Origin of the sequence: Pseudomonas sp. PDM24 (genome assembly GCF_019218905.1) — a bacterium.
In the GTDB taxonomy this organism is placed as follows: domain Bacteria; phylum Pseudomonadota; class Gammaproteobacteria; order Pseudomonadales; family Pseudomonadaceae; genus Aquipseudomonas.
The window spans coordinates 144702-168692 of sequence record NZ_JAHUWR010000001.1 but is presented as its reverse complement, the minus strand read 5'-3'; the positions used below and the strand labels follow the sequence as shown (position 1 = coordinate 168692).

At 60.0% G+C, this 23991-nt stretch carries 24 protein-coding genes; all 24 read right to left on the bottom strand.

Annotation, left to right across the window (positions count from 1 at the left end; translation table 11 throughout):
• Positions 1-91: 91 nt before the first annotated feature.
• Positions 92-832, bottom strand: coding sequence for an RNA polymerase sigma factor FliA (gene fliA, locus KW837_RS00775; protein ID WP_007894214.1), 741 nt, complete (start codon positions 830-832; stop codon positions 92-94).
• Complete coding sequence (fleN, locus tag KW837_RS00770; RefSeq protein ID WP_003222917.1) at positions 829-1659, bottom strand: flagellar synthesis regulator FleN; 831 nt, start codon at positions 1657-1659, stop codon at positions 829-831. The genes fliA and fleN overlap by 4 nt, the downstream gene beginning before the upstream one ends.
• A 116-nt stretch (positions 1660-1775) precedes the next feature.
• Positions 1776-3104: a flagellar biosynthesis protein FlhF gene (gene flhF, locus KW837_RS00765; protein WP_218394191.1), complete on the bottom strand. Its 1329-nt coding sequence runs from the start codon at positions 3102-3104 to the stop codon at positions 1776-1778.
• A gap of 11 nt (positions 3105-3115) precedes the next feature.
• Positions 3116-5245 carry a flagellar biosynthesis protein FlhA gene (gene flhA / locus KW837_RS00760; RefSeq protein ID WP_008006718.1) on the bottom strand — a complete coding sequence of 710 codons (2130 nt, stop codon included), beginning with the start codon at positions 5243-5245 and terminating at the stop codon, positions 3116-3118.
• A 252-nt stretch (positions 5246-5497) separates the two neighbouring features.
• Complete coding sequence (gene flhB, locus KW837_RS00755) at positions 5498-6637, bottom strand: flagellar biosynthesis protein FlhB (RefSeq protein WP_218394190.1); 1140 nt, start codon at positions 6635-6637, stop codon at positions 5498-5500.
• 3 nt (positions 6638-6640) lie between these two features.
• Entirely contained in the window at positions 6641-7423 is a 783-nt protein-coding gene (gene fliR, locus KW837_RS00750; protein WP_192345717.1) for a flagellar biosynthetic protein FliR, read from the bottom strand.
• A 3-nt stretch (positions 7424-7426) separates the two neighbouring features.
• Positions 7427-7696 carry a flagellar biosynthesis protein FliQ gene (gene fliQ, locus KW837_RS00745; RefSeq protein ID WP_007948918.1) on the bottom strand — a complete coding sequence of 90 codons (270 nt, stop codon included), beginning with the start codon at positions 7694-7696 and terminating at the stop codon, positions 7427-7429.
• Complete coding sequence (gene fliP / locus KW837_RS00740) at positions 7693-8451, bottom strand: flagellar type III secretion system pore protein FliP (RefSeq protein WP_030130550.1); 759 nt, start codon at positions 8449-8451, stop codon at positions 7693-7695. Before fliP ends, fliQ begins: the two co-directional genes overlap by 4 nt.
• Positions 8451-8912, bottom strand: coding sequence for a flagellar biosynthetic protein FliO (gene fliO, locus KW837_RS00735; RefSeq protein ID WP_218394189.1), 462 nt, complete (start codon positions 8910-8912; stop codon positions 8451-8453). The genes fliP and fliO overlap by 1 nt, the downstream gene beginning before the upstream one ends.
• Positions 8913-9371 (bottom strand): flagellar motor switch protein FliN, encoded by a 459-nt coding sequence (fliN, locus tag KW837_RS00730; RefSeq protein WP_008072631.1) that lies wholly within the window; start codon positions 9369-9371, stop codon positions 8913-8915. It abuts the gene before it with no gap.
• Between the two features lie 68 nt (positions 9372-9439).
• Positions 9440-10408 (bottom strand): flagellar motor switch protein FliM, encoded by a 969-nt coding sequence (gene fliM, locus KW837_RS00725; RefSeq protein WP_008072629.1) that lies wholly within the window; start codon positions 10406-10408, stop codon positions 9440-9442.
• Positions 10409-10417: 9 nt separating this feature from the next.
• Positions 10418-10921 (bottom strand): flagellar basal body-associated protein FliL, encoded by a 504-nt coding sequence (gene fliL, locus KW837_RS00720; protein WP_008072628.1) that lies wholly within the window; start codon positions 10919-10921, stop codon positions 10418-10420.
• 218 nt (positions 10922-11139) lie between these two features.
• Positions 11140-12501 (bottom strand): flagellar hook-length control protein FliK, encoded by a 1362-nt coding sequence (locus tag KW837_RS00715; RefSeq protein WP_218394188.1) that lies wholly within the window; start codon positions 12499-12501, stop codon positions 11140-11142.
• Positions 12502-12584: 83 nt separating this feature from the next.
• Complete coding sequence (locus KW837_RS00710) at positions 12585-12953, bottom strand: Hpt domain-containing protein (protein WP_218394187.1); 369 nt, start codon at positions 12951-12953, stop codon at positions 12585-12587.
• Positions 12954-12984: 31 nt separating this feature from the next.
• A complete protein-coding gene (locus KW837_RS00705; protein ID WP_218394186.1) occupies positions 12985-14688 on the bottom strand; it encodes a fused response regulator/phosphatase in 1704 nt (567 codons plus the stop codon).
• Positions 14689-14693: 5 nt separating this feature from the next.
• Complete coding sequence (locus tag KW837_RS00700) at positions 14694-14999, bottom strand: STAS domain-containing protein (RefSeq protein ID WP_218394185.1); 306 nt, start codon at positions 14997-14999, stop codon at positions 14694-14696.
• A gap of 210 nt (positions 15000-15209) precedes the next feature.
• The gene (fliJ, locus tag KW837_RS00695; RefSeq protein WP_218394184.1) at positions 15210-15659 is read right to left on the bottom strand and encodes a flagellar export protein FliJ; all 450 of its coding nucleotides are present in this window, start codon (positions 15657-15659) and stop codon (positions 15210-15212) included.
• Between the two features lie 6 nt (positions 15660-15665).
• On the bottom strand, positions 15666-17024 hold the full coding sequence (gene fliI, locus KW837_RS00690; RefSeq protein ID WP_218394183.1) for a flagellar protein export ATPase FliI: 1359 nt from the start codon (positions 17022-17024) through the stop codon (positions 15666-15668).
• A complete protein-coding gene (gene fliH, locus KW837_RS00685) occupies positions 17014-17823 on the bottom strand; it encodes a flagellar assembly protein FliH (protein WP_218394182.1) in 810 nt (269 codons plus the stop codon). The genes fliI and fliH overlap by 11 nt, the downstream gene beginning before the upstream one ends.
• Positions 17824-17830: 7 nt before the next feature.
• The gene (gene fliG, locus KW837_RS00680; RefSeq protein WP_109628582.1) at positions 17831-18850 is read right to left on the bottom strand and encodes a flagellar motor switch protein FliG; all 1020 of its coding nucleotides are present in this window, start codon (positions 18848-18850) and stop codon (positions 17831-17833) included.
• Positions 18843-20630 (bottom strand): flagellar basal-body MS-ring/collar protein FliF, encoded by a 1788-nt coding sequence (fliF, locus tag KW837_RS00675; RefSeq protein WP_218394181.1) that lies wholly within the window; start codon positions 20628-20630, stop codon positions 18843-18845. The genes fliG and fliF overlap by 8 nt, the downstream gene beginning before the upstream one ends.
• Positions 20631-20645: 15 nt before the next feature.
• Entirely contained in the window at positions 20646-20975 is a 330-nt protein-coding gene (fliE, locus tag KW837_RS00670; protein ID WP_008072611.1) for a flagellar hook-basal body complex protein FliE, read from the bottom strand.
• A gap of 291 nt (positions 20976-21266) precedes the next feature.
• Complete coding sequence (locus tag KW837_RS00665) at positions 21267-22652, bottom strand: sigma-54 dependent transcriptional regulator (protein ID WP_218394180.1); 1386 nt, start codon at positions 22650-22652, stop codon at positions 21267-21269.
• A gap of 5 nt (positions 22653-22657) precedes the next feature.
• Positions 22658-23863 (bottom strand): PAS domain-containing sensor histidine kinase, encoded by a 1206-nt coding sequence (locus KW837_RS00660; RefSeq protein ID WP_218395134.1) that lies wholly within the window; start codon positions 23861-23863, stop codon positions 22658-22660.
• Positions 23864-23991 lie beyond the last annotated feature (128 nt).

The following is a 23991-nucleotide window of genomic DNA, read 5'->3' as shown; positions in this document are numbered from 1 at the left end:
AACACTCAACAGTTGTATGGATTACAACGGGCCGTGGCCGATGCAGCAAAATGCCGTACCCACCTCGTTCGCAGTGTCCCCACACTGCCTGTCAGCGCGCTCGCCACTCCCCCAAACGCCCCCGCAAACGGGCCGCGCACTGGCTGTGTAACTGGCTGACCCGCGATTCGCTGACCCCCAGGACCTCACCGATTTCCTTGAGATTCAACTCTTCGTCGTAGTACAGCGCCAACACCAGTCGCTCACGCTCCGGCAAATTGGCAATCGCGTCCGCCAGCGCCGCCTGGAAGCGTTCATCTTCCAGATCGCGCGACGGCTCGAGATGAGCACTGGCGCCATCCTCGTGCAGCCCTTCGTGTTCGCCGTCCTGCAACAGATCGTCGAAACTGAATAACCGGCTACCGAGGGTGTCGTTCAAAATCCCGTAATAATCGTCGAGACTCAATTGGAGTTCGGCCGCAACTTCGTGATCTTTAGCGTCACGGCCGGTTTTAGCTTCAATCGAGCGAATTGCGTCGCTGACCATGCGGGTATTGCGGTGAACCGAACGTGGCGCCCAGTCCCCCTTGCGCACTTCATCGAGCATCGCGCCGCGGATTCGAATGCCCGCGTACGTCTCGAAGCTCGCGCCTTTGCTGGCGTCGTATTTGGTTGATACTTCAAGCAGGCCGATCATCCCGGCCTGGATCAGGTCTTCGACCTGGACACTGGCCGGCAGACGCGCCAGCAAGTGGTAGGCAATGCGTTTGACCAGTGGCGCGTAACGCTCGATCAGCTCGTACTGCGCGTCACGTGCCGACTTCTTGTAGAGGTTGTAGCCACTGGCTGTCATAGGACGGGTCCTGCGGTCTGTTGCACGAGGCGCTCGACGAAAAACTCCAGGTGCCCACGCGGGTTGGCCGGCAGTGGCCAGGTATCGACCTTCTGCGCAATGGCCTTGAACGCCAGGGCGCACTTGGAACGCGGGAAGGCTTCGTAGACAGCACGCTGCTTCTGCACGGCCTTGCGCACGCTTTCGTCGTAAGGCACGGCACCAACGTACTGTAAGGCGACGTCGAGGAAACGATCCGTGACCTTGGTCAACTTGGCGAACAGATTGCGGCCTTCCTGCGGGCTCTGCGCCATGTTGGCCAGGACGCGGAAGCGGTTCATGCCGTAGTCGCGATTCAGCAATTTGATCAGCGCGTAGGCGTCGGTAATCGAGGTCGGCTCATCGCACACCACCAGCAAGACTTCTTGCGCTGCGCGAACGAAACTGACTACCGAGTCACCAATACCCGCAGCGGTGTCGATCACCAATACGTCGAGGTTGTCGCCGATGTCGCTGAAAGCCTGGATCAGGCCGGCATGCTGGGCCGGGCTCAAATGAACCATGCTCTGGGTGCCGGACGCCGCCGGGACGATGCGGATGCCGCCGGGTCCTTGCAACAGCACGTCGCGCAGCTCACAGCGGCCTTCGATCACGTCGGCCAGCGTGCGTTTGGGTGTCAGTCCCAGCAGGACGTCGACGTTCGCCAGTCCCAGATCGGCATCCAGCAGCATGACGCGCCGGCCGAGCTCAGCTAGAGCCAGGGACAAGTTCACTGACACGTTAGTCTTCCCGACGCCACCTTTGCCGCCGGTCACCGCGATCACCTGTACGGGATGCATGCTGCCCATGTTATTTCTTTACCTTGTCTTACTTAGACGGAGGCCACATTACTGGCTGCGCGTTCACCAACTGAACAATGCATGGCAGACCATCGATGTAGGTACAAAAACTGTTCATTAGTACCTCAGCCAACCTGCTTGGTCGGGCTGTGGTAAATATCAGCGAACATGTCAGCCATGGCTTCTTCGCTGGGTTCTTCCTGCATTTGCACGCTAACGGCGCGACTCACCAACTGATGACGACGCGGCAGATGCAAATCATCCGGAATCCGCGGGCCATCGGTCAGGTAAGCCACCGGCAGTTCATGACTGATAGCCAGGCTCAACACCTCGCCCAAGCTTGCCGTTTCATCCAGTTTAGTCAGGATGCAGCCGGCAAGGCCGCAACGTTTGTAACTGTGATAAGCGGCGGTTAGAACCTGTTTCTGGCTAGTGGTTGCCAAGACCAGATAATTTTTTGATTTGATGCCCCGTCCGGCCAGGCTTTCGAGCTGCATGCGCAGTGCTGGATCGCTGGCTTGCAGGCCGGCGGTATCGATCAGCACTACGCGTTTGCGCAGCAAAGGCTCCAGCGCCTGCACCAGCGATTGGCCCGGGTCGACGTGGGTGACCGACACGTTGAGGATGCGGCCCAGGGTCTTGAGCTGTTCCTGAGCGCCGATGCGATAGCTGTCCATGCTCACCAGCGCGATGTTTTGCGCGCCGTACTTGAGCACATAACGCGCTGCGAGCTTGGCCAGCGTGGTGGTCTTGCCCATGCCTGCCGGGCCAACCATGGCAATCACACCACCCTCTTCCAACGGCTCGATTTCCGGAGTGGCGATCATCCGCGCCAGGTGCGCGAGCAACATGCGCCAGGCCTGACGGGGTTCATCAATATCGGTAATCAGTGCCAGCAGATCGCGCGACAACGGGCCGGACAGACCGATGCGTTGCAGGCGACGCCAGAGGTTGGCCTGGGCCGGACGGCTGCCTTGCAGCTGATTCCAGGCCAGCGAGCCGAGTTGCACTTCCATCAGTTCACGCAAGCTGTTGAGCTCGAAACGCATCGAATCGAAGGCTCGCGGGTCAACTCCACCGGAGGCTGGCGCGGGGGCTGGTGCAGCACGACGAGGTTCAGCGTAAGTCGGTTCGATCAGTGGCTCGGCGGCGGTCAGCGGCAGGCCGGCGAACAATTGGCGATTGGTGCTGTTGTCGCTCTCGCCGTCGCTACGCAGGCTCAATTCGGCCTGGGCGGTCACGATCCGCGACTGAGTCTTGCGCAGCTCGTCCTCGAGCTCCATGTTCGGAACACGCGGGGCCAGCGCCGACAATTTGTAATCCAGGGCAGCCGTCAGCTCGACACCGCCGGCAATCCGGCGATTGCCAATGATGGCGGCATCAGCGCCCAGCTCATCACGAACCAGTTTCATGGCCTGACGCATATCGGCGGCGAAAAAACGCTTAACTTGCATAAACCACTACCTCAGCCGTTGGGCCCTACTGTCGCAACGATGGTCACTTGCTTGTTGTCAGGGATTTCCTGGTAAGCCAACACATGCAAACCCGGGACTGCCAGTCGGCCGAATCGCGAGAGCATCGCGCGAACCGGACCGGCCACCAGCAGAATCACCGGTTGACCTTGCATTTCCTGACGCTGCGCCGCTTCGATCAACGAACGTTGCAGTTTCTCTGCCATGCTTGGCTCCAGCAGAACGCCCTCTTCCGAGCCTTGTCCTGCCTTCTGAAGACTATTGAGCAATATTTGTTCCAACCTTGGCTCCAAGGTGATCACAGGCAGCTCCGACTCAGTGCCTACAATGCTTTGGACGATTGCACGGGATACGCCGACGCGCACTGCGGCCACCAAAGCGGCAGTATCTTGACTCTTGGCGGCGTTGTTCGCGATGGCTTCGGCGATGCTGCGAATGTCCCGTACCGGCACCTGTTCGGCCAGCAATGCTTGCAAGACCTTGAGCAGCTGCGACAGTGAAACCACCCCCGGCACCAACTCCTCAGCCAGTTTCGGTGAGCTCTTGGCCAGCAATTGCATGAGTTGCTGGACTTCTTCGTGGCCGATCAACTCGCTGGAGTGCTTGTACAAAATCTGGTTCAAGTGGGTTGCCACGACTGTACTGGCATCGACCACGGTGTAGCCGAGGGATTGCGCCTGGGCACGCTGGCTGATTTCGATCCAGACCGCCTCCAGACCAAAAGCCGGATCTTTGGCGGTAATGCCGTTGAGCGTGCCGTAGACCTGCCCCGGGTTGATCGCCAGTTCGCGATCCGGGTAAATCTCGGCCTCGGCCAGGATCACGCCCATCAGTGTCAGGCGGTAGGCGCTTGGCGCCAGATCGAGGTTGTCACGGATATGCACAGTCGGCATCAGAAAGCCCAGGTCCTGGGACAGCTTTTTACGCACCCCCTTGATCCGTGCCAGCAACTGACCACCCTGGTTGCGATCCACCAGCGGGATCAGGCGGTAGCCGACTTCCAGGCCGATCATGTCGATAGGGGTCACGTCATCCCAGCCAAGCTCCTTGGTTTCCTGGGCGCGGGCCGGCGATGGCAACAGTTCCTGCTGACGCTTGACCTCCTGCAGGGCCTGAACCTTGACCGTGTTCTGCTTCTTCCAGAACAGGTAAGCGCCGCCGGCCGCCAAGGCTGCCATGCTGAGAAAGGAGAAGTGCGGCATGCCTGGCACCAGGCCCATCACCGCCATCAGGCCAGCGGCCACGGCCAAGGCTTTCGGCGAGGCGAACATCTGACGATTGATCTGCTTGCCCATGTCCTCCGAGCCGGAAGCCCGGGTCACCATGATCGCAGCGGCAGTCGACAACAGCAGTGATGGCAATTGCGCCACCAAACCGTCACCGATGGTCAACAAGGCATACACCCGACCGGCATCGCCAAAGGTCATGCCGTGCTGGAAGATACCGACTGCCATGCCGCCGATCAGGTTGATGAACAGAATCAGCAGGCCGGCGATGGCGTCACCGCGCACGAACTTGCTGGCACCGTCCATGGAACCGTAGAACTCGGCTTCCTGGGCCACTTCCATCCGGCGCAGTTTCGCCTGGTTCTGATCGATCAGGCCGGCGTTCAAGTCGGCGTCGATGGCCATTTGTTTGCCCGGCATTGCGTCGAGGGTGAAACGCGCGCTCACCTCGGAAATCCGTCCGGCACCCTTGGTCACTACGACGAAGTTGATGATCATCAGAATCGCGAAGACCACGATACCAACCACGTAGTTGCCGCCGATCACCACTTCACCGAAGGCCTGGATCACCTTACCGGCGGCCGCATGGCCATCCTGACCGTGGAGCATTACCACCCGTGTCGAGGCCACGTTCAACGCCAGTCGCAACAACGTCGCCACCAGCAGAATGGTCGGGAACACCGCAAAATCCAGCGGCCGCAAGGCGTACACGCAGACCAGCAACACGACGATGGACAAGGCAATGTTGAAGGTGAAAAACACGTCCAGCAGGAACGGCGGCACCGGCAACATCATCATGGCCAGCATGACCAGCAGCAACAGCGGCACGCCCAGATTGCCCCGACTGAGGTCGGCAACGTTTGTGCGTGCAGTGTTGATTAACTGAGAGCGATCCACCGGTTTTCCCCGTTCCTTTAAAGCAAATCTTTGACGCCTGAAGCAGGCGCAGGGCGGCTACTGCAAGAAGCCTTCCAACTTTTGCCGAGCGGGGAGATAGAGGGCCGTTTTGGGGATTTGTATCGTCTGTACCGACGCCTTCGCGGGCAAGCCTCGCTCCTACAGATTTGAGTCAGTAGCGACTTATGCGAACGACACCGGACTGTAGGAGCGAGGCTTGCCCGCGAAGAGGCCGGCACTACCAACGCACAATCAGGAATCGCGGCGCAGATCCGGCGGAATCGGCAAATCATCCTGGAGCGGATCCGGACGTTTACCCTTGCCGGCGCGGTACTGGCGAATCTGGTAGACGTAGGCCAGTACCTGGGCGACCGCCAGATACAGCCCGCCGGGGATTTCCTGCTCCAGCTCGGTGGAGTAGTAGATCGAACGCGCCAGCGCCGGCGATTGGAGCAGCAGCACATTGTTGGCCACGGCGATTTCGCGGATTTTCAAGGCAAGGAAATCGCTACCTTTGGCCAACAGCACCGGCGCATTGCCTTTGTCCGGGTCGTACTTGAGGGCTACGGCATAGTGAGTCGGGTTGGTGATGACCACGTCGGCCTCGGGAATGGCCGCCATCATCCGCCGCTGCGACATCTCGCGTTGCAACTGGCGAATGCGCTGCTTGACCTCTGGTTTACCTTCCTGATCCTTGTGCTCGTCGCGCACTTCCTGCTTGGTCATCTGCAGCTTCTTGTGGCTTTCCCAGAGCTGCACCGGCACGTCGACCACGGCGATGATGATCAGCCCGCAAGCCATCCACAAGGTACTCCAGCCGACCACCTGCAAGCTGTGAATGATCGCCATGTCCAATGGCTCGTGGGCGATGCGCAACAGATCATCGATGTCCGACGACAGGACCGCCAACGCCACGAACAAGACGATGAAAAACTTCGCCAGAGCCTTGAGCAGCTCAACCAAAGCCTTGGCCGAGAACATCCGTTTCAGGCCCGCGCCGGGGTTCATGCGACTGAACTTGGGCGCCATGGAGCCGGCCGCGAACAGCCAGCCACCGAGAGAGATCGGGCCGATCAACGCAGCCAACAGCAAAGTGATCATCACCGGCTGAATCGCCAACAGGGCAATCTGTCCCGAGTGCAGCAAGAAGGTACCCATGTTGCGCTGATCCAGAATCACTTCCCGCGACAGCGTGAAGTTCATCCGCATCAGCTCCATCATGTCCTGCGCCAATGCACCACCGAAAATCAGCAGCGCACCGGCGCCGGCGAGCATGACCGCCAAGGTATTGAGCTCCTTGGAGCGCGCAATTTCGCCCTTCTCACGGGAGTCCTTTTTACGTTTCTCCGTGGGGTCTTCTGTTTTGTCCTGACCGCTTTCGCTCTCAGCCATGACTCAGCGCGCCCGTGCCAGTTCGCGTAACAACTGCAAAGCCTCGGCGGCCAGCGGTTGATACTGATTGAGAATGTCCGCCAGGCCGACCCAGACAATGAACAGCCCCAGCACCAGCGTCAGCGGGAAGCCGATCGAGAAGATATTCAGCTGCGGCGCCGCACGGGTCATCACGCCAAACGCAATGTTGACCACCAGCAACGCCGTGATAGCCGGCAACACCAATAACAGCGCCGCACCGAGTACCCAGCCGAGTTTGCCGGCCAATTCCCAGAAATGATGGACCATCAAGCCGCCGCCGACCGGCAGCGTGGTGAAGCTTTCGGTGAGCACTTCGAACACCACCAGATGGCCGTTCATTGACAGGAACAGCAGGGTCACCAGCATGGTGAAAAACTGCCCGATCACCGCCACCGACACACCGTTCGTAGGGTCGACCATCGAGGCGAAACCCATGCCCATCTGGATCGCGACAATTTGCCCGGCAACCACGAAAGCCTGGAAGAACAGTTGCAAGGAGAATCCCAGTACCGCACCGATGATGATCTGTTCGGCAATCAGCAGCAGCGCACTCAAGTCCAGCGCATTGACGGCGGGCATGGGCGGCAGCCCCGGCGCAATAACCACGGTGATCGCCAGCGCGAAGTACAAACGCACGCGCGTGGGCACCAGCGTCGTGCCGAAAATCGGCATGACCATCAGCAACGAACCGATGCGAAACAACGGCAACATGAACGTTGCCACCCAGGTGCTGATCTGGGTATCGGTCAACTGCAGCAGCGACATGGTTTAACCGATGACCTGAGGAATACTGCCGTACAGCTGCAGGATGTATTCCATGAAAGTCTGCACCAGCCACGGACCGGCAACGATCAGCGTCACCAGCATCACCAGCAGGCGCGGCAGGAAGCTCAGGGTCTGTTCGTTGATCTGGGTGGCGGCCTGGAACATCGCCACCAACAAACCCACCAGCAAGCTGGGAATCACCAGCACGGCGACCATCATGGTGGTCAGCCACAGCGCTTCACGAAAGATATCTACGGCCACTTCCGGCGTCATGGTGAAACGCCGCCAAAGCTGCTGGCCAAGGTACCGATGATCAACGCCCAGCCATCCACCAGCACAAACAACATGATTTTGAACGGCAGGGAAATGATCAGTGGCGAGAGCATCATCATACCCATCGCCATCAACACGCTAGCCACCACAAGATCGATGATCAGGAACGGGATGAAGATCATGAAGCCGATCTGGAACGCGGTTTTCAGCTCAGAGGTCACGAACGCCGGCACCAGAATCGTCAGTGGCGCCTGATCAGGCGAAGCAATGTCAGTGCGCTTGGACAAGCGCATGAACAGTTCCAGATCGCTGCTGCGAGTCTGGGCCAGCATGAAGTCCTTGATCGGCACCTGGGCCTTGGTCACGGCATCCTGAGCGGTGAGTTTCTCCGCCAGATACGGCTGCAAGGCATCCTGATTCACCCGATCGAACACCGGCGCCATGATGAACATGGTGAGGAACAACGCCATGCCGGTGAGGATCTGGTTCGACGGTGTCTGCTGCAAGCCCAGGGCCTGCCGCAGGATCGAGAACACGATGATGATCCGGGTGAAACTGGTCATCAGCATGACGAACGCCGGGATGAAACTCAGCGCAGTCATGATCAGCAGAATTTGCAGGCTGACCGAGTATTCCTGAGCGCCTTCGGCGTTAGTGCCCAAGGTGATTGCCGGGATCGACAACGGATCGGCGGCGAACGCCAGCGGCGCGGCCAGCATCAGGGCCAGCGTCAAGACGATGCGTAACGCACCCATTACTTCTTATCCTTGTGGTCCTTGCCCAACAACTCCAACAGGCGCTGGGCAAACTCTGGGGTCGCTTTTTCAGTCCCGCTCGGCACTTGCACCGGTTCCTTGAGCACATGCAACGCGGTGATGTTGCCGGGACTCAGGCCGAGCAGAATCTGTTCGTTGCCGACCTGCACCAGCATCAAACGGTCCCGGGGACCCAGCGCGCGCGAACCGATCAGCTCGATCACCTGCCCCTTGCCGGCCGGCCCGGCCTGCTGGACCCGGCGCAGCAGCCAGGCGAGGAAGAAGATCAACCCCAGCACCAGCACCAAGCCGAATACCAATTGCGTCAATTGCCCCGCCACACCGCTGCTGACGGCCGGCGTGGCAACCGCTGTCGCAGCTGTCGTTACCGGCTCGGCCGCCAACGCGCTGAACGGCAAGGCCAGCGCTAACCCCAGCACAAAACCCAGAACCTTTTTCACTCAGCGCAGCTTCTTGATGCGTTCGCTTGGGCTGATCACGTCGGTCAGGCGGATGCCGAACTTTTCGTTGACCACCACCACTTCACCGTGGGCGATGAGCGTGCCGTTGACCAGCACGTCCAGCGGCTCGCCGGCCAGACGGTCAAGCTCGATCACCGAACCCTGGTTGAGTTGCAGCAGGTTACGGATGTTGATATCGGTGCTGCCGACTTCCATGGAAATCGACACCGGAATATCGAGGATCACGTCCAGGTTCGGACCGTCCAGCGTCACCGGATCGTTGTTCCTCGGCACGCTGCCAAACTCTTCCATCGGCAGACGGTTGGACGGCGAACCGGCGGCGTCGGCGGCCAGCAAGGCATCGATATCGTCCTGCCCGGCGTCACCGGTCTCTTCCAGGGCCGCAGCCCACTCATCAGCCAGTGCCTGGTCGTCCTGGGCGTTCATATCGTCGTTCATCATTTGTCCTCGGCGGGCACCTGCTCAATCAAGAGCAGTCAATTAAAGGGGGGGGGGTGGAGCGCCGGTCAGCGGCGCTCGATCGGCTCGATCACTTGCAACGCGAGGTTGCCCTTGTGCGAGCCCATCTTGACCTTGAAGGCCGGTACGCCGTTGGCGCGCATGATCATTTCTTCCGGCATCTCGACCGGAATAATGTCCCCGGGCTGCATGTGCAGGATGTCGCGAAGGCGCAGCTGACGGCGGGCCACGGTGGCACCGATAGGCACATCAACGTCCAGCACGTCCTGGCGCAAGGCGTTGATCCAGCGCTCATCCTGATCGTCGAGGTCCGACTGGAAGCCGGCGTCGAGCATCTCGCGCACCGGCTCGATCATCGAGTACGGCATGGTCACGTGCAGGTCGCCGCCACCACCATCGAGTTCAATGTGGAACGTCGACACTACGACCGCTTCGCTCGGGCCGACGATGTTGGCCATGGCCGGGTTCACTTCCGAGTTGATGTACTCGAAGTTCACTTCCATGATCGCCTGCCAGGCTTCCTTCAAATCGACGAAGGCCTGTTCCAGCACCATGCGCACCACACGCAGTTCGGTGGGGGTGAATTCACGCCCTTCGATCTTCGCGTGACGGCCATCGCCGCCGAAGAAGTTGTCCACCAGCTTGAACACCAGTTTGGCGTCGAGGATGAACAGTGCGGTGCCGCGCAGCGGTTTGATCTTGACCAGGTTGAGGCTGGTCGGCACGTACAGCGAGTGCACGTATTCGCCGAACTTCATCACCTGCACGCCACCGACGGCAACGTCCGCCGAGCGGCGCAGCATGTTGAACATGCTGATGCGGGTGTAGCGGGCGAAACGCTCGTTGATCATTTCCAGGGTCGGCATGCGTCCACGGACGATGCGATCCTGGCTGGTCAGGTCGTAGCTTTTGACGCTGCCGGGTTCGGCAGCGTTATCGGTCTGTACCAGACCATCGTCGACGCCATGCAACAGCGCATCGATCTCATCCTGGGACAGCAGGTCCTGCACGGCCATGTCGTGTTCCTACTGCAGTACGAAATTAGTGAAAAGCAACTGTTCGATCACCACTTTGCCAAGCTCTTTCTGCGCCACTTCCTGGACGCTGGCCGTGGCCTTCTGACGCAACATTTCCTGGCCGACCGGAGTCGCCAGCGTGGCGAAATCCTGACCGGAAAACAGCATCACCAGGTTATTGCGAATCACCGGCATGTGGACTTTGAGCGCTTCCAGATCGGCCTGATTGCGGCCCTGCAGGGTGATGCTCACCTGCATGTAGCGCTGGCGACCGTTCTGGTTGTAGTTGGCCACGAAAGCCGGCGCCATGGGCTCGAATATCGCTGGCTGCTTGCCGATCACCGCCGTTTCAGCCGCAGGGGCAGGCTTGCTCTGGGCGCTGTGCATGAAGAACCAGGTCGCCCCCACGGACAAGCCGATCGCCAGCAACAGGGCCACGACGATCACAATGATCAGCTTGATTTTGCCTTTGGTTGCGGGGTCTTTCACTGGTGCTGCGTCGCTCTTAGCCATGCCAATAATCCGTCACTATTCGGGTTTTCACAGTCGCACGGCAAGGCAAGAGCAAGTGTTATGCCAGAAGTGTCGGGAGGGAGTAGAGGCGCAGGCTTAGATCGAAGGAACCGTAGGAGCGAGGCTTGCCCGCGAAGAACGATAACGCGGTTTATCGGTTAAACCGCGTTATCGTTCTTCGCGGGCAAGCCTCGCTCCTACAGGGGTATTGCGTTTGATCAGGCGTAGTAGTCGACGGCGCTGGAGCCAATCACGCTGGTTGTGTTGGCGGCTACTTCAGCGACAGTCGCAGGAAGCTCTTCATCGACAGAATCGAGTCGACCGCCATTGGCGTTGGCACGCCCACCCTGCCCCTGTTGAGCCTGCTCCTGACCCTGCCCCTGCCAGCCACGGGACTGATCGGAAACGTTGACGTCGACCTGGCCCATGCCCTGTTGCGCGAACATGTCACGCAGGCGATGCATTTGCCCGTCGAGCGCTTCACGAACGCTTGGATGGGCACTCATGAAGGTCACCTGGGTCTGCTGATCCGGAACCATGTTCACCCGAATATCCAGGCGCCCCAGCTCGGCCGGCTGCAACTGAATGTCGGCCGCCTTGAGATTGGCGCTGGACAGGTACATGACCCGGTTGACCACCTCTTCGGTCCAACCGCTCTGATGCATGGCGATTGGCTGGTTTACCGGTAATGCATTGGCAGTCTTCGGCGTTGCCGCCTGGGTCAATGCCGCCAGACGGTTGGCGAAATCATCGACACGGGTATCGCTGCTGGCGGACTTGAGATCCTTGAGGCCGTCATCGATCAGGCCACTGAAAGCCTTCTCGCCGCCCTGGCTGGTGCTGTCCTGATCGGCTTGCACATCGAGCATGCCCGCCATGCCCGTGGCAAAGTTCTGTGCCGAAGTTGGCTCGCCGTCGACTTGAGCCGAGGTCGGTGCCGCTTTTGGCTGGGCCTGGCTGGCGGGCGAAACGTGCCCGCCCTGCTCCATGGCCATGCGCACGGCTGGCAGCGCATCGAGAGGATCGGCTTCGGGATCGAAATCCGGATCGATGGTTGCAACAGTCTGTGCCGCAGCCGCAGTAACGACGGCAGCGACAGGTGCCTCAACTTGTGATTGCGCAGTGGCCACAACTGTTGGCGTTTCCAGCACAGGAGCTGGCAACACCGGCTGCACCACCAACGCAGGATCGAGGGCCGGATCGACAGGCGCGGTATCGGCCACCGGCGTCGACGCCTCGGCCGTATCCGACGCGTCATCGCTGGCCGTCTTGTCGTCAGCCTGCGCCGGTTTATCGGCGGGCAAGGATTTGCCGCTATCGGCAACCGTCGGTACCGGGGCGGCAGACTCGTCGTTGCTCACGTCCTTTTTGCCGACGCTGTCCGAGACTTTGTCGCGCGCGGGTTTAGCCGAGCCGTCCGCCATGGCGGAGGGTTTATTCTGCGCCTGATTGGCATAGACCTGAGCGAAGCTGGAGGCCTTGTCCCCGGGCTCGGCCGTCAGCGCCGGTGCATTGGCGGACGCGGCTTGAGCCTTGGCCGTCGTGGCGGCCTGAAGAAGGATGTTTGGGGTAACGGGCATAAAACGGTCTCCGCTGCACTGGGATCGTAGGTACAGTTGAGCAAGTTAACTGCAAGGGTCGAGCCAGCTTTGTTCGCTGGCTGCTAAAAACGCCGGACGGATGCTGGTTCAGCCTGGGAACGCTGGCGTTCCGCTTCGTAGAGCGGTCGGACAATAGCGAATTCGCCGTCAATGTCATCAATGAGCCGCTCAATGCCGACGAGACTCTTTTCTTTGGCACGCTGCTCCAGCTCACCGCACAGCTTGGCCAGATAACTGGCGCCCATGTTGCTGCTGCTACCTTTGAAACTATGGGCAGCATTCATAAGCTGCGCGGCGTCCTCGGCCTTTCGCAGGACGCGTAAACGCTCTTCGGAATCGGCGAGAAAGGTATCGAGCAATTCTGGATACCCGTCCTCCATCACTTCCTGCAACGCGCTCAGCACGTCGCGGTCCAGATGTGTGTCGTCCACTTGTTCACTCCTTGATCAAGAATGCCTGGCATTATGCCAGAGCCTCCCAGAAAAACTCCACGCGAGCACTTCTTCCATTATCGGACCAGGTCGCATGATCGCTCAACTGGCGGATCAAATTGACCCCACGTCCTGACAGACGGACGTCATCGACGGGACGCGCCATGACCCGCGCCACATCGAAGCCTTTGCCACTGTCTTCGACCCGCACCACCAGGCAACCGCCCTCGCCTTTTGGCGTCACCTGCAAATGCACCCGCACATAGCCATCGCGCAACTCGTCCAGGCGTGCATTGCGCTGCTGATAATAACGCGCAAAACCTGCCGCATCGCGTTTCAAACTCGAATCCAGGCCCAACACGCCATGCTCCAGAGCATTGGAATAAAGCTCTGCCAGCACACTGTAGAGTGCGCCACTCTGAGCCCGCAGACCATGCACCTCAAGCAGCAACTGCAACAAGTACGGCAGCGGATTGAAGCGCTTGAGGGTGGCGGCGCGGAACTCGAAACTCACCGACCAGTCCAGCGGGCACGACTGGCCGCTGTCGGAATACACCGGTGCCGGAGGGCTCAGTTGCGCGGCCTCCAGCAGGCGGACCTCGACCATGCTCACGTCATCACGAGCCTCGCCACGAAAATCCCGCAGTGCCTGCTCGATCTCTTCAAACAGTGCATCGGGCTGACGATTGGTTGCAAACACTTGCTCCAGCCGCTCTACGCCAAACAACTGCTCATTGGCATCACAGGTATCGATCACCCCATCGGACAACAGGAACACCCGATCGCCGACGGCCATCGGGAACACCTCGGTGCGATCATCGAAGGTTTGCGAGCTCAGTACGCCCAGCGGCAAGTGCCGTGCCGTCAGCGCCGTGCGTTCGCCACTGGCGATACTGTGCAGGTAACCGTCCGGCATTCCGCCGTTCCAGACCTCCACCGACCCTCGCTGAAAGCTCAGGCACAGCAGCGCCGCACAGCAGAACATGTCCACCGGCAGAATACGTTTGAGCTTGGCGTTCATCTCGCGCAGGGTTTCGGACAAACCGTAACCCTTGGCCGTCATGCCATAGAAGACTTCGGCCAACGGCATGGCACCGACAGCGGCCGGCAAACCATGGCCGGTAAAATCACCGAGCAGCACATGCATGTCGCCAGCCGGAGTGAACGCGGCCAGCAACAGATCGCCATTGAACAGCGCATAGGGCGATTGCAGGTAACGGATGTTCGGTGCATTCAGGCAACCGGAGTGGGCGACCTTGTCGAACACGGCTTTGGCTACCCGTTGTTCATTGAGCAGGTAATCGTGGTGCCTGGCAATCAGGTCGCGCTGCTCCAGCACCGTGGCTTGCAAACGTCGCAAGCGGTCCATCGCCTTGACCTTGGCCGCGAGGATCACCTGGTTGTAAGGCTTTGCCAGAAAATCGTCGCCCCCGGCCTCCAGACAACGAGCCAGGGCTTCGCTTTCGGTCAGCGACGTCAAAAAGATGATCGGCACCAGGGTTTCGCCGGCCAGCGCCTTGATCTGCTGCGCCGCCTCGAAACCGTCCATCACCGGCATCATGGCGTCCATCAGTACCAGATGCGGTCGTTGCGAGCGAAATACTTCGACCGCTTCGGCGCCGTTGGCGGCCGTCAGCACTTCATGGCCCTGGCGCCGGACGATAGTCGACAGCAGCATGCGATCGGCCGCGCTGTCTTCGGCGATCAGAATCGTCAGCGGTTCGAGCGACTGCATGACGGTCAACTGATGTCGAACAGTTTGTCGAAATTGGAGATGGCGAGGATTTTCTTCACATCGGAACTGCTGTTGACGACGCGAATATCGGAGGTGTCGCCACCGGCGTGATCACGCAGCAAGAGCAGCATGCCCAGCGCAGAGCTGTCGAGATAAGTGGCTTTTTTGAGGTCCACCACAATGGAATCGGGTTTACTGCTGAGTTTTTCGTAGCACTCGCGAAACTCCTGATGCCGACCGAAATCGAATCGTCCCTCGATCGAAATCGTCAGCTTTTTTCCATCTTGAGATACTTCTGTAACGACTGACATTTCACGGCTTCCTTGTCATTGGCGAACGAACGTACGTGTACAAGGTTTAGCACCTGATGGGGGCTGGAGCAAGGCTGAAGAGTTGTTCGGTTTGTGAAATCGACTTCGCGGGCAAGCCTCGCTCCTACGAAAAATGGTCGAACACACCGTTGCGCTCGACACTGCCTCTGTAGGAGCGAGGCTTGCCCGCGAAGAACGATAACGCGGTCTTCAATACGGATCGTGACGCGGCAAGCGCTGGGACAGCTCATCGAGCAGCTTCTGCTCGCGCTTGTCTTCCAGTTGCCGCGCTTCATCCCTGTAGCGCTGAACCAGTTTGCGCAAGCCTTCGACCCGGGCAAACGCCTGCTGCCAGGCTTCCCGGGATTTGTTCAGGTTATTTTGGTGCCAGTTCAGGCTCTGACGCTGCTGGTCGATGGCCGTGCCCAATTGCGCGAGAAAACCCTGATAACCCAGCAACCATTGGCCCGACACGCCGCTACTGCCGCGTACGATCCATTGTTCCTGGTATTCGAGGCGGAAGTTTTCCAGGTCGGCGAGTTTGCTTTCCGCCAGGCGAACCTGGCCCTGAAAGTGCCCCAGGCGCAGGACCGCGGTCTTTTCGGCCTTTTCAGCCATTTCCACCACAGGCGCCAGACGTGCTGCGCGGCTCGAGGCCATGACGGGTTAACCGCCCGGCGCTGGCGCAAAGATCGAAGCGAGATGGTTCTCGCTGGCGCCCATGCTGATGTTGTCGTTCAAGCCCTGGCGCAGGTACATGCTCATGGCCGGTTGCAGACTGATCGCAGTATCGGTTTCCCGATCACCGCCAGACACATAGGCGCCGACACTGATCAAGTCGCGGCTCTGCTGATAGCGCGACCAGTATTGCTTGAACGTCTGCGCGTGGTTCATGTGCTTGATGCCCACCACCGACGGCATGACCCGGCTGATGGAGGCTTCGATATCGATGGCCGGGTAATGCCCTTCCTCGGCCAGACGCCGGGACAGCACGATGTGTCCGTCGAGCACACCCCGCGCCGAGTCGGCGATCGGGTCTTGCTGATCGTCGCCTTCGGACAATACCGTGTAGAACGCAGTGATCGAACCGCCGCCCTTTTCAGCGTTACCGGCACGCTCCACCAGTTTCGGCAACTTGGCGAACACTGACGGCGGATAGCCCTTGGTCGCTGGAGGTTCGCCGATGGCCAGGGCGATTTCCCGCTGGGCCTGGGCGAAACGGGTCAGGGAATCCATGAGCAACAGGACGTTCTTGCCCTTGTCGCGAAAATACTCGGCGATTCGCGTGCAGTACATGGCCGCGCGCAGACGCATCAGTGGTGCGTCGTCCGCTGGTGACGCCACCACCACCGAACGCTTGAGGCCTTCTTCACCGAGGATGTGCTCGATGAACTCTTTGACTTCACGACCCCGCTCACCGATCAGCCCGACGACGATGATGTCGGCCTCGGTAAAGCGGGTCATCATGCCCAGCAGCACACTCTTGCCCACGCCAGTACCGGCGAACAGCCCGAGCCGCTGACCGCGACCCACCGTCAACAAACCGTTGATGCAGCGAATGCCCACGTCCAGTGGCTCGCTGATCGGTTCGCGCTTGAGCGGGTTGATAGTCGGGCCGTCCATCGGCACCCAATCTTCTGCCTTCATGCCACCCTTGCCATCCAGCGCACGCCCGGCGCCATCGAGCACCCGCCCGAGCATGCTCATGCCCATGGGCAAGCGACCGGTATCAGCCAGGGGAACCACACGGGCACCGGGGGCGATGCCGGCGACGCTGCCAACTGGCATCAGAAAGACTTTGCTGCCAGAGAAACCCATGACCTCGGCTTCAACCTGCACCGGGTGATAACTGTCATCGTTGATGACCATGCAGCGGCTGCCCATGGCGGCGCGCAAGCCTTCGGCCTCGAGGGTCAGGCCGACCATGCGCAGCAGGCGACCTTCGAGGATCGGCGCACTGGCAAGCTCCGTGGCCTCGGCGTAGCTGCCGAGGCGCTTGGCAAAGCTGGTGCGATCAAGGCGCATCGGGATCGTCCAGTGTCGGCTCGACCGGTGTAACCGCGGGTTTTTCGTCGATTGGCAGTTCCAGGCTCAGGTCCGGCGCGGCCGGGTGCAGCGCCTGATCGTGCAATTGATCGAACAGCTTGGCCATGACCTGGGTAACACGGGTTTCGATGGTGGCGTCGATGCGGCTGTGTTCGGTCTCGACCCGGCAGCCGCCCGGCAACAAGCACTCGTCCTCGACAATGCGCCAGGTTTCTTCATGGCGCTCGCGCAGGGCTTTGACCTGTTCGAAATCCTGCGGATTGATGTACAGCCGCACATTGCCCACACCCAGCGGCAAAAGCTTGAGCGCTTCGCGCATGACGTGTTCGATCTGCGTCGAGTCGATGGCCAGTTCGCGCTGAATCACTTGCCTGGTGATGTGCTGCACGAGGTCAACCAGCGACTTTTCGATCTGCGTGTCCTGCTCGGCAATCGGCTCGAACAGGTTGGCCATCAGTTGTTCCAGGCCCGCGATCTTGGCCGTCAGGGCCACTTCGGCTTCCTGACGGACCTTGAGCGTGGTGCTGTGGAAACCTTCTTTTTCGCCAACGGCGAAGCCTTCGTTGTAGGCCTCCTGGCGAATGCTCTCGAGCTCTTCGAGGGTCAGTGGCTGGACTTCTTCCAGCGGCACTTCTTCCATTTCCGGCGGTTCGGGTTCCGGTTCCGGCTCGGGTTCTGGCACAAACGGGTCGAAGCTGGGCAACGACCAGATGTCGAAACCACCGACGTCCTTGGCACGGATCAGGTCGGTATTGGACTCATCATGTTTGGACGACATAGTGACCTTAGATCATCTCTTCGCCGCCCTTCCCGCCGAGAACGATTTCTCCGGCTTCGGCCATACGGCGGGCAATGGTGAGGATTTCTTTCTGTGCGGTTTCCACGTCGCTGACGCGCACCGGGCCTTTGGCCTCGAGGTCGTCGCGCAACAGTTCGGCCGCCCGTTTGGACATGTTCTTGAAGATCTTTTCCTTGACGCCTTCGTCCGAACCCTTGAGGGCCAACACCAGGACGTCCGAGGACACTTCGCGCAACAGCGCCTGAATGCCACGGTCGTCGACATCGGACAGGTTGTTGAACACGAACATGAGGTCTTCGATCTGACCGGACAGGTCTTCGTCGACTTCGCGGATCGAGTCCATCAGCTGACCTTCGATCGAGCTGTCGAGGAAGTTCATGATGTCGGCCGCACGCTTGATGCCACCCAGGGTGGTGCGCGAGGCATTCGAGTTGCCGGAGAACTGCTTCTCGAGAATCTGGTTGAGTTCTTTCAGGGCTGCCGGTTGCACGGTGTTCAACGAAGACACCCGCAGGATGATGTCCAACCGGACCTTGTGGTCGAAGTTGCCCAGCACTTCACCGGCCTGATCCGGGTCGAGGTAGGCGACCACGATGGCCTGGATCTGCGGGTGCTCGTAACGGATCACGTCGGCGACGGCGCGCGGCTCCATCCACTTCAGGCTGTCGAGGCCACTGGTGTTGCCGCCCAGCAGGATCCGGTCGATCAGGCCGTTGGCCTTGTCTTCGCCCAGTGCCTGAGTGAGCATTTTGCGCACGTAGTCATCGGAGCCGACACCCAGGCTGGTCTGGTCGCCGACGATGTCGACGAACTCGCTCATCACCTGTTCGACCTGCTCACGGTGCACGTTGCCCATCTGGGCCATCGCCACGCCCACACGCTGGACCTCTTTGGGCCCCATGTGGCGCAGCACTTGCGCAGCATCGGTGGAACCGAGGGACAGCAGCAGAATCGCGGCTTTGTCGACCTTGGTCAGTTTGGCGGCAACGACTCGGTTATCACTCATCTGCGTTAATCCACTCTTTCACGACCTGGGCCACGCGACCCGGATCTTCTGCCACCAGACTCTTGATTGCGTTCAACTGTGCGTCATAGCCTTCGCTCGGGCTCGGCAGCAGGATGCTGGTCGGGCCACCAAGGCTGACGCGGTCGCTGGACAGTTCGCCGTCCAGGCCGCCCATGCCTCCGAGCTCCACGTCGCTGCCCAGGCCTGCGAGTTGCTTGTCTTTGCCGCCACCGGTGATGTTGTTGAGCACCGGACGCAGCACACCGAACACCAGCACCAGGATGAACAACACACCCAGCACTTGCTTGACGATGTCCCAGAACCACGGCTGGGAATAGAATGGAATCTCGGCAATCACTTCACCGCGCTCGGCGGAGAACGGCATGTTGATCACACTGACGCTGTCGCCACGGCTGGCGTCGAAACCGACCGCGTCCTGTACCAGACGCGTGAAGCGCGCCAATTCATCGGCGCTCCACGGCGCGCGAGTCGTTTCGCCGTTGACCGCGTTGACCTTGAGCTGATCATCCACCACCACCGACACCGACAGGCGATTCAAACGGCCCTGCTGCTGTTTGGTGTGACTGATGGAACGGTCGAGTTCGAAGTTCTTGGTGGATTGTTGACGCTTGTCCGCCGGGTACGGCGCCAGCATCGGCTGGCCGGTGGCCGGGTCCATGATTTGCTGACCGTTGGCATCGAGCAATGGCTGGCCTGGTTGCACCATCCCGGCCGACGCGGTGGCGCCACCGGTGGTTTGCGGCGCCGAGGCTGGCGATGGAGGCTGGTTGCTCAGGGCACCCGGCACACCTTGCGGGCCATTGCTGGCGGTGCGCTGTTCGTTGACCGATTGCTCACTGCGCAACGCCGGCTGATCCGGGTTGAATTGCTCGGAAGTCGACTCGACGGCGCTGAAATCCACATCAGCCGACACTTCGGCTTTATAGCGATCATTACCCAACACCGGTTGCAGGATGTTGTGTACACGCTGGGTCAGCATGCTTTCCATGCGACGGCTGTAATCGAATTGCTTGCCGGCCATGGTCAGTTCGGAGTTTTCCGCCTGATCCGACAGCAGGTTGCCCTTCTGATCGACCACTGTGATCTGCGACTTGCTCAGTTCAGGAACGCTGGTAGCAACCAGATTGATGATAGCGACGACCTGGCCCGGCTCCAGCGAGCGACCGGAATAGAGTTCAACCAGAACCGAAGCGCTGGGCTTACGCTCGTCACGCACGAACACCGAACTTTTCGGAATCGCCAGGTGCACGCGGGCACCCTTGACGTTGTTCAGGCTGGAAATGGTCCGGGCCAGTTCGCCTTCGAGGCCGCGACGATAACGGGTCGCTTCCATGAACTGGCTAGTGCCCAGCCCCTGCTCCTTGTCGAGGATCTCAAAACCGATGTTGCCGTCGCTGGGAGTGACACCAGCGCCCGCGAGCTTGAGCCGCGCACGGGACAGGTCATCGGCCTTGACCAGCAAGGCACCGGAGTTCGGTTCAACGGTATAGGGGATGTCGGCTGCGGCCAGGGTTTCCATGACCTGCTTGGCGTCCATACCGGCAAGGCTGCCGTACAGAGGCCGGTAGTCTGGCTGCTGGGACCACAACACCACGGCAAAACCAATCGCCACGCTCGCGGCCAGGCCGACCAACAGGCCCACCTGACGCAGCATGGTCATCTCGGAGAGGTTTTCCAGGAAGGACAACCCGAACAGCGGCTGTTTGCCGTCTATTGGAGTGGCCTTGGCCGGAACATTATCGGCGATTGCTTCTGCCATGACTCAATCTCGTCCTTAAACCGGCATCTGCATGATGTCTTGGTATGCCTGAACCAGCTTGTTACGCACTTGGGTCAACGCTTGAAAAGACACGCTGGCCTTCTGCGAGGAAATCATCACGTCCGTCAGATCGACGCCGCTTTTACCGATCTCGAAAGCACTGGCCAACTGATTTGACGCCTGCTGGGTGTCGTTCACTTTATTGACGGCCTGACCGAGCATGTCGGAAAAGCTGCTGCCACCCAATTCAGGGACTGCGGCAGTCGATTTCGGCGCAGACATGGCATCCATTTGCATGGAGCGCATATCCAGCATCAACCGATTGAATTCAATACCTTGGCTCATGGTTTCTCTCTTTGACGAAGCTACGTCTTTGGCTACCCGCAATTTTTTGACACTCACTCGGCGGGTAGTGAGGTGTTAGCAACAAGGGTGCCAGCTCGGTGATCGCTTTAAACAAAAGCCTTCCGGATCTTGCTCAACCTTGAACCACCGCAAAACAAATGTGGGAGCGGGCTTGCTCGCGAATACGGTTTCCCATTCAACAGAGATGCTGGCTGGTTTACAGCTTTCGCGAGCAAGTCGAATCGTCGCACCGCCGCTCCCACATTTGGATCGGTGTTGCTGCGTCAACTTTCAGGTGGCGAACAAGTAGCCTTCCACATCCATACCGGCGTCACGCATTTGCGCCAGCTTGTAGCGCAAGGTGCGCGGGCTGATGCCCAGTCGCTCGGCGGCTTCTTTGCGACGGCCACGCTCGGAACGCAAAGTGTCGATGATCATCTGAAATTCACGGCGCCGCAGGTCATCGCCGAGGGCGCCCGCCGATTCAGCTTCGACGTCCACCGTACGTGTGGGGGGCGACGCCAATGGCGGCAACGGCGCACACGCCACAGGCCCGGTCAGGCAAAAATCCTGCGGCTGGATCAAACCGCCCTGCTGCAGAATCATGGCTCGCTGGATCGCGTTATCCAGCTCACGGACGTTGCCCGGCCACGGATAAGCGATCAGGCAAACTTGCGCCTCGGGCGAGAGCTTCGCCGCGGCATGCTTCATTTTATTGACGTACTTGGCCAACAGTCGCTCGGCCAGCGGCAGGATATCGGCGGTGCGCTCGCGCAGCGGACGCCAGGCCAGCGGGAACACCGAAAGGCGATAGTAAAGATCTTCGCGAAAACGCCCCGCCGTCACTTCGGCGGCAAGGTCACGGTTGGTGGTAGCCACCACTCGAATATCCAGCACGATCGGCTTGCGTGCGCCGACTCGCTCGACTTCACGCTCTTGCAATACACGCAGTAATTTGGCTTGAAGGCCGAGGGGCATTTCGGAGATTTCATCGAGCAGAATCGTGCCGCCATCGGCCTGCTCAAACTTGCCGGCCTGCGCCGCAATGGCGCCCGTGAACGAGCCCTTTTCGTGACCGAACAAGGTGGCTTCGAGCATGTTGTCCGGGATCGCTGCGCAGTTGATCGCAATGAATGGCTGACTGGCGCGATGAGAATGCTGATGGATGTAACGCGCCAGCACTTCCTTGCCGGTCCCGGACTCACCGGAGATCAACACCGTGGAGTCACTGCGTGCCACCCGCGCAGCCAGTTCCAGCAATTGCGCACTGGCGGGCTCGAATGCCACAGGCCCTTCGCCCTCGGTCGCGCCCAGATTGCCCAGTGCGTGCCGCGCCACCAGGTCGAGCAAGGCTTTGGGCTCGAATGGCTTGACCAGATAATCCGCCGCGCCCTGACGCATGGCGTCGACTGCGCGTTCGACCGCACCGTGAGCGGTCATCAGTAATACAGGCAGTTGCGGCTGACGAGCCCGCAGCAATCCAAGCAATTGATGACCATCCATGCCCGGCATATTGACGTCGCTGAGCACCAGGTTAAATACCTCGGTGCCGACCGCAACCAGCGCCTCTTCCGCCGAACCGACCGCCGTGTAATCGTGCCCGGCAAGCAGCAGCGTATCGGCCAATGCTTCCCGTAGCGCGCGGTCATCCTCGACCAGTAAAACCTTGATGGCCATGTCCTTCACTTCGCTCCCTGAGCGCTGGGTTGTTCACCAGAAAAAAGCGGCAAGATCACCTGCGCGCAGGTGCCGCGACCCGGCCGCGAGCGCAACTGCAATTCTCCCTGATGGGCACGGGCGACTGCCTTGACCACGGTCAGGCCCAGGCCGGTGCCGGTGGTTTTAGTGGTGAAAAACGGTTCACCCAAACGCGCCAGTACCTTCGTGTCGATACCGCTGCCGCTGTCGCTGATGCACAAGCGCAGGTTGTTGTCGCGGGTATACAGGTGAACCTTCAAACGAACATCGCCGGCGCTGGCCTGGATGGCATTCTCGATCAGGTTGAGGATCGCCCCGACCAAGGTGTCGCGATTACACAACAACTCACCGGCATGACTGTCGCACTGCCAGCGAATCGGCAAGTCCTGAACGTGAGTCAGCGCTGCCGCTTGCAGCGACTGCATCAGCATCCTGGGGGTCACGCGATCGGTCAGCGGCAGCTCGCCGCGGGCGAACACCAGCATGTCGCGAACCTGGTGTTCGAGTTCATGCAGACGCTCTTTCAGGCGCCCGGCAAAACGTTGCTGGGTCTCGACCGGCAACTGCTGCTCAGTCAAATGACTGGCGTAGAGCAACGCAGCGGACAATGGCGTGCGAATCTGATGAGCCAACGAGGCGACCATACGCCCCAGAGACGACAGGCGTTCATGGCGAGCCAGTTGATCTTGCAGATGACGGGTTTCAGTCAGGTCGTTGAGCAGCACCAACTGACCGGGCTCGGCGTCCAGCGAACGCGTGGCGATCGATAGACGTCGACCGTCCTTAAGGGATATTTCGTGACCGTCGTCCTCGCGCGGTGCAAAGCATCGAGCAATCACATGACGCCACAGCTCGCCTTCGAGGGGCAGCCCGAGCAGTTCACTCGCGGCGGGATTTGCTTCGCGCACGATGCCTTGGGCGTCGATGACGATGACACCGCCGGGCAACAGATCGAGGAGATTTTGCAGACGGTTGGCCAGGCGTTCTTTTTCCGCCAGCTCCTGCATGCGCTGAGCACTGACCACCGCCAGCTCGCCCTTGAGCTCGGTGACCCGGGCTTCGAGCATGCTGTAGGAATCGGTCAATTGGCTCGACATCTGGCTGAACAGCGCAAATGCCTGCTCAAGGCCAAGCCGGCTTGCCTGCTCTACGGACGACGGTTGCCCCGAAGCATCAAGGGCAGGAGACATCTGGGCGGCTTGGGGCATCGGGCTCTCTCGCGTGGTTGACCGTCAGTTAAACGGAACGTTGCGAGGGATGTAGCAATACCCGTGCCTAAAAAAAACCACCTATAAATGAAGGAGTTGAAAAACAGGCG